The following is a 12,311-nucleotide window of genomic DNA, read 5'->3' as shown; positions in this document are numbered from 1 at the left end:
TTCGCGGGCGCGGCGCTTATACGCGCGCCCTGACCGATCGGAGAGACCAGACATGCAGGGCAGTGCGAACCTCAACATCATGCTCAAGGCCGCCCGCAAGGCGGGGCGCAGCCTGGTCAAGGATTTCCGCGAGGTCGAGAACCTTCAGGTCTCCTCCAAGGGACCGGGCGATTTCGTGAGCCGCGCCGACCGCGCCGCCGAAGAGATCATCAAGACCGAGCTGATGGAAGCACGGCCCAATTACGGGTTCCTCGGCGAGGAAGGCACCGTGATCGAGGGCATCGACCCGACCCGGCGCTGGATCGTCGATCCACTGGATGGGACCACCAATTTCCTGCACGGGATGCCGCATTGGGCGGTGTCCATCGCGCTCGAACACAAGGGCGAGATCGTGGCGGGCGTGGTCTATGACCCGGCCAAGGACGAGATGTTCTATGCCGAAAAGGGCGCGGGCTGCTGGCTGAACGACAGCAAGCGGCTGCGCGTGTCGGGACGGACCAAGATGATCGAGAGCGTTTTTGCGACCGGCGTGCCCTTTGGCGGCGGGCGTTACCTGCCTGCGACCTTGCAGGATCTGGCGCGCTTGATGCCGACCTGCGCGGGTGTGCGGCGCTGGGGGGCGGCGGCGCTGGACCTCGCATACGTGGCGGCGGGCCGCTACGAGGGCTATTGGGAACGCGGGCTGAATGCCTGGGATATCGCGGCGGGCATCTTGCTGGTCCGCGAGGCAGGCGGGCTGGTGCAGCCGATCCGCGAGGGGCAGAGCCTGCTCGAGGATGGCCATATCGTGGCCGGGGCCGAACCGATCTTTGACCAATTCGCCAAGGTGATCCGCGAGCGCGAGGCTTAATCCCGGGCCGGGATCAGCTGCTGCGCGATGCCTGCGAAAAGCAGGTAGATCGAGGTTGCCGTCACGACACCGGTCAGCGCCGGGTTCGCGGCAAATCCCGTCAGGGCCGCATAGGCGATGGCCCCGGTCCAGATCAGCGCCACGGGCAGCGTCACGACCCGCCAGCGCGCCGTGCGCACGGGATGGACGAATTTCAGGTTCAGGAATTGCGCGACGCTCAGCGCGATGACGAGCGTCAGGATGACCTCCCACGCGGGCACGGTCACCAGTAGCGCGAGCGTCACCATGTTCCAGCAGCCGGGAAAGCCGCGAAACGATTTGTCGGCGGTTTTCATCCGCGTATCGGCGAAATAGAGCGCCGAGCCGAAGGGGATGAGCAGCACCACGAGCCAGCCCGACCATCCCGGCAAGAGCCCCGAGCCATAAAGCGCATAGGCGGGGATCATCACATAGGTCAGGAAATCGATGATCAGGTCCAACAGCACGCCATCGATGATCGGCGCGTTTTCGGTCACGCTGTAGCGGCGCGCGAGCGGCCCGTCGATGCCGTCGACGATGAAGGCCACGGTCAGCCAGATCGTCATCATCGCCCAATCGTGCTGGGCTGCCGCCAGAAGCGCCAACATGGCGAGCGAGGCACCGGCGGCGGTGAACAGGTGAACGGAATAAGCTCGAATGCGCATGGAAAGTCTGATGGCCTGTTGTGACGCGCTTGGCAACAGGGGGGTGACGGTTTTGTGACGTCAGGCGCGGGGATGGGCGGCGGCATAGACCTCGAGCAGGCGGGCGGTATCGACCGCCGTATAGGCCTGTGTCGTCGACAAGGAGGCATGGCCCAGCAATTCCTGGATCGCGCGCAGATCGCCGCCCGCGTTCAACAGATGCGTCGCGAAACTGTGGCGGAGCGCATGGGGCGTGGCGGTGGCGGGCAGGCCAAGCTGCATGCGCGCCTGTTCCATCACCTTGGCCACCAGCCGCCCGTTGAGCGGCCCGCCGCGAATGCCGCGAAAGACGGGCGTTCCGGGGGCCAGGTCATGGGGGCAAAGCGCGGCATAGCGCGCCACGGCCTCGCGGGCGGCGGGGAGGACCGGCACCTCCCGGTCCTTGCCGCCCTTGCCGCGGATGCGCAGCACCTCGCCCAGGGGCAGAATGCGGGCATCGAGCGCCAAGGCCTCCGACCGGCGCAGGCCGCAGCCATAGAGCAGCGTCACGATCGCGGTGTCGCGGGCCGAAACCCAATCGCGGGCGTCTTGGCTTGCGATGGTGTCGATCATGTCGCGCGCGCCCTCGACACTGAGCGGGCGGGGCAGGCGGCGGCCATGCTTGGGGGCGCGCATCGACAGGATGGGCGTCGCGTCGAACCCGTCGCGGTCCGCCCACCAGCGGTAGAAGGATTTCACCGCCGACAGGCGCCGCGCAAGCGAGCGTGACCCGACCCCGCGCCCGCGCTGCGCGGCCATCCAGGCCCGCAGGTCCGACGCGGTCAGCCCGCGCAGGGCGGCCGGACCGGGGATGCCGCCCAGGTGCTGCGCCTGGAATGTCAGGAAATCGGTGAGGTCGCGGGCATAGGCATCGGTCGTGGCCTGCGAGGCCGCGCGCAGGCTGCCCAGATCGGTCAGCCAGCCCGCCATCAGATCGCGGGTGCCGGGGCTGAGCGCGAGGCTCATCTCAATCCAGCCAGCGCCGCATCAACCGTTCGAAGACACCGGCGAAAAAGGTCAGAAGATCGGTGCCCTGGCTGGGGCGGAACTGGTGCGGATCCTCGGATCCCATGACCAGCATCGCGGGCAGACGGCCGGGGCCGAGATCGAGCATCATCAGCGCCTCGGATTTGATCCAGGCCGCATCCGCGCCAAAGATCGCCGCGCTGCCGTCGCCCACCTGCCGCAGCGTGACCTGCCGATGCGGCACGGCCCGACCGGCGGTGATGTAGCTTTCGACGAAACCGGGGGCCACGATGGTCAGCACATCCTCGAGCTTTTGCACATGGGGGGCGGCTGTGGCCGTCGCCTCGGGGCTTTCGAGCACCAGCCGCACGCGGTCGATCCGCAGGGTCGCGGCCACGTCGGTGGCCAGCGTCGTCAGAAAGGCGGTGAACTCCGTCTGGTCCAGCAGCGACAGGATCGCCCGGTGCATCTGGTTCGTGCCGGCAAGGTTTTCATAGGCGGCGGCGATGACGGAGCGGTGGGTGTCTTCGAGCCGGTCGAGCCGGTTCTCCAGCCGCTCCATCGCGATGCCGCGCATGTCGACGATATTGCCGCCCATCTGCCGGTCATTGGCCGCGATGAGCGCGCGCATCAGGTCACGGTCATCGAGAACGAGGTCGGGATCCGCGATGATGCGGTCCCGCCAATCGTCATCGGCATAGGTCGACAGATGCTCGGGTTCGACGCTGCTCACGGGTGCTGCCCCTCGGATTTTCTTGTTCGTTGCCCGCGACCTTACAGCAAGATCGCGGGCCAAGAAAGTCAAAGGATGGTCTGGCCCGTCTTGGCCCAATCCTTGAGGAAGGCGTCGAGCCCCTTGTCGGTCAGGACATGGGAGGCCATCGCCTTGATCACGGCGGGCGGTGCGGTGGCGACATCCGCGCCGATCAGCGCGGCCTGTTTCATGTGGTTCGCGGTGCGGACCGAGGCTGTGAGGATCTCTGTGGAGAAATCGTAATTGTCATAGATCTGGCGGATTTCCCCGATCAATTCCATGCCGTCGAGGTTGAGATCGTCCAAGCGCCCGACAAAGGGCGAGATGAAGGTCGCGCCCGCCTTGGCCGCCAGAAGCGCCTGGTTGGCCGAGAAGCAGAGCGTGACATTGACCATCCGGCCCTCGCCCGTCAGCACCTTGCAGGCCTTGAGCCCGTCCCAGGTCAGCGGGACCTTGATCGTGATGTTGTCGGCGATCTTGGCCAGCTCGCGGCCTTCGGCGATCATGCCGTCCGCATCGAGCGCCACGGTTTCCGCCGAGACGGGACGGCCGGGGATCATCGCGCAGATCTCGGCGGTCACTTCCTTGATGTCGCGACCGGATTTGGCGATCAGCGAGGGGTTCGTGGTGACGCCGTCCACCATCCCCAGATCGTTCAGCTCGCGGATGGCGTCCACATCGGCGGTATCCACAAAGAATTTCATCTGGCCGGTTCCTTTCGATCCGAATACGTGATGGTTTGGCGGCCTTCTAGCCTAGGGGAGCGCTAACGGAAAGCCATGTATCGGGGTGCCATGGTCGAACATTTCGAGGAGGGCGCGCTGATCGGTGTGCTGACGCCCGAACCGATCGACCGGGTGCTGGATTACCGCGCGCCCGAGGGGGGGTGCTGGCTGGGCGCTTTCGTCGAGGTGCCGCTGGGGCCGCGCCGGGTCCTGGGCGTGGTCTGGGGGCCGGGGCAGGGCGACTACGACGCGGCCAAGGTGCGTGCCGCCGGCCGGGTGCTCGATGCCGCCCCCATGCGCGAGGAATTGCGCGTGTTTCTTGAAAAGGCCGGGGCCTATACGCTGACGCCGCTGTCGCAGATGCTGCGGCTGGCCACCCGCGCGCCGGGCCTGTCCGATCCGCCCTCGATGCGCAAGATCTACCGGCTGGGGCAGGGCACGCCCGCCCGCATGACCGATGCGCGCGCCCGCGTCATCGCCACCCTGGTCGACTATGGGGGGCTGGGGTTCACGCTCAAGGAACTGGCCGACATGGCCGGTGTCACGTCTTCGGTCGTCAAGGGTCTGGCGGCGCAAGGCGCGGTGGAAGAGGTCGACACGCCCCGCGATGCGCCCTTTTTGCCGCTCGACCCCGATCTGCCGGGCAAACCCCTGACCGAGGATCAGGTGGCGGCGGCCGATGCGCTTCGCACAGGCATCCGAAGCGGTCGCTACGCCACGACGCTCCTCAAGGGGGTCACCGGCTCGGGCAAGACCGAGGTCTATCTTGAAGCGGTCGCTGAATGCCTGCGGCAGGGGCGGCAGGCGCTGGTTCTCTTGCCCGAGATCGCGCTGACGAGCGAATTCCTGACGCGGGTGCAGGACCGCTTCGGGGCGAAACCCGCCGAATGGCATTCGGGCGTCACCATGACCGAACGCCGCCGGGCGTGGCGGATGGTGGGACAGGGTGGCGCGCAATTGGTGGTGGGGGCGCGCTCGGCGCTGTTTCTGCCCTTCCGCGATCTGGGGCTGATCGTCGTGGATGAGGAACACGACACCTCCTACAAGCAGGAGGAGGGCGCGCTCTACAACGCCCGTGACATGGCGGTGCTGCGCGCCTCGCTCAATGACGCGCAGGTGGTGCTGGCCTCGGCCACGCCCTCGCTCGAGACATGGGCCAATGCACAGGCCGGGAAATACGCGCGCCTTGACCTGAAGGCGCGCTTCGGCACCGCCGTTCTGCCCGACATGCGCGCCATCGACATGCGCACCGAGGATCTGCCGGGGCAGGCGTGGATTTCGCCCAGCCTGCAATCGGAGGTCGGCAAGCGGTTGCAGGCGGGCGAACAATCGCTTCTTTTCCTCAACCGTCGTGGCTATGCGCCGGTGACGCTCTGCCGGGCCTGCGGGGCGCAGGTGGGCTGCGATCATTGCGATGCGCGGATGGTGGAACACCGGTTCCAGAAACGGCTGGTCTGCCACCAATGCGGCGAGACGAAACCGCTGCCCGAAACCTGTCCCGCCTGTGGCGTCACGGGCAAGATGGCCGCCGTGGGGCCGGGGGTGGAACGCATCGCCGAAGAAGCGGCGCGGGTGTTCCCCGATGCGAGGCTCGCGATCCTGTCCTCCGACCTCTTCGGGTCGGCCCGCGCGCTCAAGGCCCAGATCGAGGAGATCGCATCGGGCGAGACCGACATCATCATCGGCACGCAGCTGGTGGCCAAGGGGCACAATTTCCCCCGGCTCACGCTGGTGGGCGTGATCGATGCGGATCTCGGCCTGCAAGGCTCCGACCTGCGCGCGGCGGAACGCACCTTCCAGCTGATGCGGCAGGTCTCGGGCCGGGCGGGGCGGGCGGAGGCGCCGGGTCTGGCGCTGTTGCAGACATTTCAGCCCGAACACCCGGTGATCCGCGCGATCCTGAGTGGCGACGAAGAAGGCTTCTGGCGCGCCGAGGCCGCCGAGCGCGAGGCGGCGGGCATGCCGCCCTATGGGCGTCTGGCGGGCATCATCATCTCGGCCGAGGATGCGGCGGCGGCCTTTGACCTTGGCACGCGGCTGGCGCGCAGCGACGGGCCGATCCGCGATATCGGCGGCATGGTCTATGGTCCCGCGCCCGCGCCCATCGCCCGTGTCCGGGGCCGCCACCGTGTGCGGCTTCTGGTCAAGGCCCCCAAGGGCGCGGCCGTGCAATCGGCCATCGCGCGCTGGATTTCGCCGATCCGGCTTTCGGCCAAGCTGCGGCTATCGGTCGATATCGACCCGCAAAGCTTCTACTGATAGCGGTTTTCTTGGGGCTGGAAGCCCGCTAGAGAAACCCGACCACGCCCAATTCACCGGTGCATCCCATGACCGCCCCGATCCGCCCGCAACCCGGCATTCTCGACATCGCGCTCTATCAGGGCGGGCAATCCGCGCTGCCGGGCCATGACGCGCCGCTGAAACTCAGCTCGAACGAGAACCCGTTCGGGCCGTCGCCCGCCGCCCTGACGGCGATGGCAAGTGCGCTGGGCGAGAGCCACCGCTACCCCTCCACCGATCACGCGGGCCTGCGCGCGGCGATCGCGGAGGTGCACGGCCTTGACCCTGACCGCATCGTCTGCGGCGTGGGCTCGGACGAGATCATCCATTTCCTGTGCCAGGCCTATGTCGGGCCGGGGCTGGAGGTGATGCATACCGAACATGGGTTCGCCATGTATCGCATCAGCGCGCTGGCCGCAGGGGCCACGCCCGTCGAGGTGCCCGAGCGTGACCGCCGCGTCGATGTCGAGGCGATCCTTGCCCGGGCGACGGATGCCACGCGGCTTGTCTTCATCGCCAATCCGGCCAATCCCACCGCGACATTCCTGCCGATGGAGGATCTGACGCGGCTGGCCCATGGCCTGCCCGCGACCTGTATCCTTGTCCTGGACGGGGCCTATGCCGAATTCGTGGATGGCTATGACGGCGGCAAGGCGCTGGTCGAGGCGCGCGAGAATGTCGTGATGATGCGCACCTTTTCCAAGGCCTATGGTCTGGGCGGCCTGCGCGTCGGCTATGGCTATGCGCCCCGCGCGATCGTGGATGTCCTGAACCGCATTCGCGGGCCGTTCAACCTGTCGGGCGTGGCGCTGGCCGGGGCCGAGGCTGCGGTGCGCGATCTGGATTGGGTCGCGGAATGCCTGCGGGTGAATGCCACTGAGCGCGCGCGGCTGACCGGTGGGCTGCGCCAGCTTGGCCTCGGCTGCGACGAGAGTTTCGCCAATTTCGTCCTTGTCCGCTTTGCCGACGAGGCCGAGGCGCTGGCCGCCGACGCCCATCTCAAGCAGGCGGGCATCATCGTGCGCCACCCGAAAAACTACGGCTTCCCGCAGGCTTTGCGCATCACCGTGGGCAAGCCCGAGGATAATTCCCGCGTGCTGGGCGCGCTGGCAGACTTCAAGGGGGCGGCATGAGCGTGATCTACAATCGCGTTGCGCTGATCGGTCTGGGGCTGATCGCGGGCTCGATGGCCCATGCGATGCGGCGGGCCGGATTGGCGGGCGAGATCGTGGGGACGGCGCGGTCCGCCGAAACCCGTGCCGTGGCGCGCGAGATCGGGCTGTGCGACCGCGTGACCGATAGCGCGGCCGAGGCCGTGGCGGGCGCCGATCTGGTCGTCCTGTGCGTGCCGCCCGGCGCCATGGGGGCCGTGATGACCGAGATCGCGCCGCATCTGGCCCAGGGTGCCACCGTCACCGATGTCGGGTCGGTCAAGCGCGATGTGATCGCGCAGGTCGCCCCGCATATCCCCCAGGGCGTGCATTTCGTGCCGGGCCATCCGCTGGCGGGCACCGAACATTCCGGGCCGCGCGCAGGCTTTGCCGAGCTTTTCGACAACCGCTACGTGCTTTTGACCCCGGAACCGGGGACAGAGGCGCAGGCCATTGCGCGCCTCCGCGCGCTCTGGGAAGGCTGCGGTGCCAAGGTCGAGGAGATGGACGCCGACCACCATGATCTGGTTCTGGCCGTCACCAGCCATACGCCCCACCTGATCGCCTATACGATGGTGGGCGTGGCCGATGACCTGCGGCGCGTCACCGACAGCGAGGTGATCAAGTATTCCGCCGCCGGTTTCCGCGATTTCACCCGTATCGCGGCCAGCGACCCCACCATGTGGCGCGATGTCTTCCTGACCAACAAGGATGCGACGCTGGAAATCCTTGGCCGTTTCACCGAAGAGCTGTTCGCCCTGCAACGCGCGATCCGGCGCGGCGATGGTGATCATCTGCATGCCTATTTCACCCGGACCCGCGCGATCCGGCGGGGCATCATCGAGGCGGGACAAGATACCGACGCCCCAGATTTCGGCCGGTCCAAGGCGAAACGCGAGGTGTCCGGCACGTGATCAGGCGCGGCGCGCCATACCTCGCCGCGCTTGTGTCGCTGGCGCTCGGGGGGGCGGCGCTGGCCGAGGCTCCCGACCGATCGCCCCGGCCTTTATTCCGCCCCGGCGCACAGGCGGCAGCCCCCGCGCCGGTTGCCCCGGCTCCTGCCGCCGAAAGCGTCACCCGCGTTGCGATCAACGCCGGACCACAGGCCCCGGCGCGCTCCCTGCGCCCCGTGTTGCGCGGCGGCGCGCCCGCGCCCGCAGCGGTGGCGGCAGCGCCCGAGGTCGCGGCCCCGCCCGCACCCTCTGCCATCCTGCCCGAGGCCATCGCGACCCTTGTCTTCAACGGTGGTGTGGCGACCGAGCGCGCCATCCCGCGATCCTTGCGCCCCAGGCTCCGCCCCGATGGGCTGGAACAAAGGGTGCGCGCCACGGCCACCCGCCAGATCCCCGGACGGGTGACGCAACCGGGCCGCGCTTCGGACAATCTGTGCGGGGTTCCGGGTCTGGTCGGGGAAAGGCTGGCACCGATCACGGGCCGCACGCGCGGCTGCGGCATCGCGGAACCCGTGCGCCTGCGCGCGGTCGACGGCATCACGCTCAGCACCCCCGCGACGGTGAATTGCGAAACGGCCCGCGCGCTTCAGACCTGGGTCCAGCGCAGTGTCGTGCCGACCGTGGGGCGCACCGGGGGCGGGGTGGCCTCGCTCCGGGTCGTGGCCTCCTATGCCTGTCGCACGCGCAACAACCAGCCCGGCGCGCGCATCTCGGAACATGGGCGGGGCAATGCCGTCGACATCGCCGGGATCGGGCTGGCCAATGGGGACGAGCTGACGGTTCTGAGCGATTGGGGCGGGGGGCGTGACGGGCGCATGCTGCGCGACATGCACCGGGGGGCATGCGGACCCTTCGGCACGGTGCTGGGCCCCAATTCCGACCGGTTCCACCGCGACCATTTCCATTTCGACGTGGCGAGCTACCGGTCAGGCCCCTATTGCCGTTGACCTACCGCGGACCTGTCTACCGCAGGCGCAGGCGCGGTCCCTCGCCGATGGGCAAGGGGCCGAGGAACATGAACCCCGCCTCCAGCCGCAGCGTCACGTCCAGATCCTCGCGCCGTCCCGACAGGCTGGCCAGGAACCCCAGCCCCGTCTCGACCGAGGATCGCAACCCCGCAGGCAGGACGCCCGCGCGTTCGGCCATGTCGAGCATCGCGGGCCAATTCTGCGCCCGGATCGCGATTTCGCCGGTGGGCCGTCCCTCGGCATCGACATCCATGGCCCCCGACAGCCGCACCATCAGGTCGCCCCATTCCGCGCGCGCCTCCGTCAGGTCGATCCGGGTGGGCTGGGGGCGCGCGACCTCGATCGCGGACAGATCCCATGGCCGGTCAAAGCTCACCACGGCCTCGGTCAGCACGACGGGGATCGCCGCGGGCAACACGCCGGCGGGATCGATCCGGGCCCGCACCTGTTCGGGCGGGGTCAGGTCGGTCGCCCGAAAGCCGATGGCGTAGCGCGCGGTTTCGCCCGGCTGCAAGATCACCGTGGCGGACCCGTCTGCCAGATGGCTTTGCCAGCCCAGCGTGCTGTCGATCACCAGATCGCGCATCCGCGTTTCCGACGCCTGAAGCGCAAGATCGGCGCCGGGCCGCAGGTCCAGCACCGAGGCCAGATCGCCCGCGCGGATCGTCAACCGCTCATAGGGGGAGGCGAGGGTATGGGTCTCGGGCCAGATCGCCTCGATCCGGCCGGGGTCGAACACCGCCTGCCGCAGGGTGAAGGTCGGGGCAGACCACGCCAGGCCCGTCGCGGGATCGGCCAGTGTCAGATCGGACAGGTTGATCACGAATTCGCTCGGAAAGCCCGAAACAGACACGTCTTGCCGGCTCACGACCCAGCCTTCGGCTTCGCGTGCGTCCAGCCAACCGGTCACCGCGCGCTGCGTCACCCCCGCCCAGCCAAACCAAGCCAGCGCGGCAAGTGCGGCCACGCCAAGGCATGCAACCAAGACCCGTTTCATCCCCCGACCCCTATCGTCCAGATGCCGACCCCGCTATAGCGCCCCGAAAGGGGACTGGCCATGCGGGAGACGAGGGGCAGATGAACGATCTGTGGGTCTTTGGATACGGATCGCTGCTCTGGGATCCGGGTTTTCCGGTCGCCGAAACGCGGGTGGCGCGGCTCCATGACTGGCATCGCAGCTTCTGCATGTCCTCGATCCACCATCGCGGCACGCCCGAGGCACCGGGTCTTGTCCTTGCCCTCGATTTCAAGCCCGGCGCGGTCTGTCATGGTATCGCGTTTCGCGTGGCGGCCCCTCATGCCGACGATACGCTGGCCTATCTGCGCGAGCGGGAATTGATCTCTTCGGCCTATCTGGAAACCCGGCAGCGGGTCGTTTTTGCCGATGGCGGGGCGCAGGAGGATGTTCTGACCTACGTGATCGATCCCGCCCATGAGCAATATTGCACCCTCCCCCTCGAGGAGCAGGCGCAGATCATCGCCCGCGCCGTGGGCGGGCGCGGCCCCAATGACGCCTATCTGAAAAACACGGCCCTGCATCTGCACGAGCTGGGCCTGCCCGATCCCGATCTGGATTGGCTGGTCGCGCGCGTGCGCGCCCTGCAATCTGGTTGAGCCGGGCCGCATTGCGGCATTGGCTTATGGGTCGGGCGCGGGTAGATTGCCCACAGGCAACAGCAAGAACCGGGCCGGAGCCATGGCGAGCAGAGCAGATATGGGCGCCGCGGCGTCAGAACCGCGCATGACCCGGCAGGGGCCCGGCGGCCCCCGCATCACACGTCCCACGCAACAGATCGTGCTGATGATCCTGATCTGTGCCGCTGTCGCGGCGGGCGGCGTGCTGGTCTGGCCGCAGGTCCAGCCGGTCTTCATGGCCTCGCCCATCCTGAACGGGACCATCGGCATCGTCTTCATCATCGGCGTCTTCGCCTGTTTCTTCCAGGTGGCGCAGCTGTTTTCCTCGGTCGCCTGGATCGAGCAGATCGCGGGCATCGCCCCGCAAGAGGCAAGCGAACGCCCCCCCCGGCTTCTGGCGGCGATGACCGGCATCGCGCGGGTGCGCGGGCGCGGCCTGCAGGTCACGGGGGCCGCCGCGCGCTCGATGCTCGACAGTGTCGGCAGCCGGATGGAAGAAAGCCGTGACATCACGCGCTACATCGCCAACCTGTTGATCTTCCTCGGCCTTCTGGGAACGTTCTTTGGTCTGGCCACCACGATCCCCGCCGTGGTCGACACGATCCGCTCCCTGCAGCCGACCGCGGGCGAAGAGGGCGTGGCCGTCTTCGCCCGGCTCATGAACGGGCTCGAGGATCAGCTGGGCGGCATGGGCACGGCCTTTGCCTCCTCGCTGCTGGGTCTGGCCGGATCGCTCGTCGTGGGGTTGTTGGAGCTTTACGCAGGCCATGGCCAGAACCGCTTCTACCGCCAGCTCGAGGAATGGCTCGCCTCCATCACCCGCGTCAGTTTCGCCAGCGGCGAGGGCGAGGGGGGCGGCGTCGACCGCAGCGCGATCGCCACCGTGCTGGACCACATGGTCGACCAGATGGACACGCTGCAATCGCTCTTCGCGCAATCCGAAAGCCGCCGCGCCGCGACCGAGGAGCGGCTCTTGCAGCTTGCAGGCTCCATCGATGCGCTGACCGCGAAACTGGGTCCGGGCCCCGCGCAGGCGACCGAACGCCTGGCCGCAGCCCAGGAACGCCTGTCGCAAGTGCTGGAAGAGGGCCAGCGCGGCGGCGGCATCGACGACGAAAGCCGGATGCGCCTGCGCTCCATCGACGTGCAATTGCTCAAGATCTACGAAGATCTCGGCGCGGGCCGGAACGAGGATGTGCTGGCGCTGCGCGGCGACATCACCGAACTGACCACCGCGTTGCGCGATCTGGTCACCGCCGCGCGCACGCCCGCGCGCCGCCCGCAGGCCCCCGCCACGCCCCCGCCCCCCGCCGGCGCGGAGTAAGCCG

12 protein-coding genes are annotated in these 12,311 nt (G+C 68.1%); 7 read left to right on the top strand and 5 right to left on the bottom strand.

The genetic code is table 11. The features are described from left to right. Positions 1 to 52 precede the first annotated feature (52 nt). Complete coding sequence (locus tag AABA51_RS11680; RefSeq protein WP_338272053.1) at positions 53 to 850, top strand: inositol monophosphatase family protein; 798 nt, start codon at positions 53 to 55, stop codon at positions 848 to 850. Here the strand turns inward: AABA51_RS11680 and AABA51_RS11675 are convergent. From AABA51_RS11675 to fsa, 4 genes are all read right to left on the bottom strand, one after another. Beyond that, on the bottom strand, positions 847 to 1,533 hold the full coding sequence (locus tag AABA51_RS11675; protein ID WP_338272051.1) for a CDP-alcohol phosphatidyltransferase family protein: 687 nt from the start codon (positions 1,531 to 1,533) through the stop codon (positions 847 to 849). The genes AABA51_RS11680 and AABA51_RS11675 overlap by 4 nt on opposite strands. A gap of 60 nt (positions 1,534 to 1,593) precedes the next feature. Further along, positions 1,594 to 2,517 (bottom strand): tyrosine recombinase XerC, encoded by a 924-nt coding sequence (locus AABA51_RS11670; protein WP_338272050.1) that lies wholly within the window; start codon positions 2,515 to 2,517, stop codon positions 1,594 to 1,596. A gap of 1 nt (position 2,518) precedes the next feature. Further along, positions 2,519 to 3,250, bottom strand: coding sequence for a DUF484 family protein (locus AABA51_RS11665; protein ID WP_338272049.1), 732 nt, complete (start codon positions 3,248 to 3,250; stop codon positions 2,519 to 2,521). A gap of 68 nt (positions 3,251 to 3,318) precedes the next feature. Further along, on the bottom strand, positions 3,319 to 3,975 hold the full coding sequence (gene fsa / locus AABA51_RS11660) for a fructose-6-phosphate aldolase (protein ID WP_338272047.1): 657 nt from the start codon (positions 3,973 to 3,975) through the stop codon (positions 3,319 to 3,321). Between the two features lie 75 nt (positions 3,976 to 4,050). Between fsa and AABA51_RS11655 the strand changes: the two genes are divergently transcribed. The 4 genes from AABA51_RS11655 (at position 4,051) to AABA51_RS11640 (ending at position 9,327) form a co-directional block, all read left to right on the top strand. Then, positions 4,051 to 6,255 (top strand): primosomal protein N', encoded by a 2,205-nt coding sequence (locus tag AABA51_RS11655; RefSeq protein WP_425328806.1) that lies wholly within the window; start codon positions 4,051 to 4,053, stop codon positions 6,253 to 6,255. A 68-nt stretch (positions 6,256 to 6,323) separates the two neighbouring features. Next, positions 6,324 to 7,409, top strand: coding sequence for a histidinol-phosphate transaminase (gene hisC / locus AABA51_RS11650; RefSeq protein ID WP_338272046.1), 1,086 nt, complete (start codon positions 6,324 to 6,326; stop codon positions 7,407 to 7,409). After that, entirely contained in the window at positions 7,406 to 8,341 is a 936-nt protein-coding gene (locus tag AABA51_RS11645; RefSeq protein ID WP_338272044.1) for a prephenate/arogenate dehydrogenase family protein, read from the top strand. Before hisC ends, AABA51_RS11645 begins: the two co-directional genes overlap by 4 nt. Beyond that, positions 8,338 to 9,327 (top strand): extensin family protein, encoded by a 990-nt coding sequence (locus tag AABA51_RS11640; RefSeq protein ID WP_338272043.1) that lies wholly within the window; start codon positions 8,338 to 8,340, stop codon positions 9,325 to 9,327. The genes AABA51_RS11645 and AABA51_RS11640 overlap by 4 nt, the downstream gene beginning before the upstream one ends. 16 nt (positions 9,328 to 9,343) lie before the next feature. Here AABA51_RS11640 and AABA51_RS11635 read toward each other — a convergent pair whose 3' ends face one another. After that, the gene (locus AABA51_RS11635; protein ID WP_338272042.1) at positions 9,344 to 10,345 is read right to left on the bottom strand and encodes a DUF2125 domain-containing protein; all 1,002 of its coding nucleotides are present in this window, start codon (positions 10,343 to 10,345) and stop codon (positions 9,344 to 9,346) included. Positions 10,346 to 10,425: 80 nt separating this feature from the next. Between AABA51_RS11635 and AABA51_RS11630 the strand changes: the two genes are divergently transcribed. Continuing rightward, complete coding sequence (locus AABA51_RS11630; protein ID WP_338272041.1) at positions 10,426 to 10,962, top strand: gamma-glutamylcyclotransferase; 537 nt, start codon at positions 10,426 to 10,428, stop codon at positions 10,960 to 10,962. An 82-nt stretch (positions 10,963 to 11,044) separates the two neighbouring features. Next, positions 11,045 to 12,307, top strand: coding sequence for a biopolymer transporter ExbB (locus tag AABA51_RS11625; protein ID WP_338272039.1), 1,263 nt, complete (start codon positions 11,045 to 11,047; stop codon positions 12,305 to 12,307). Positions 12,308 to 12,311: the final 4 nt, after the last annotated feature.

This window comes from Roseicyclus marinus (assembly GCF_036322625.1).
Lineage (GTDB): Bacteria > Pseudomonadota > Alphaproteobacteria > Rhodobacterales > Rhodobacteraceae > Roseicyclus > Roseicyclus marinus_A.
Note: the sequence above shows the minus strand (reverse complement) of the source record. Positions and strands in the feature narration are given on the sequence as shown.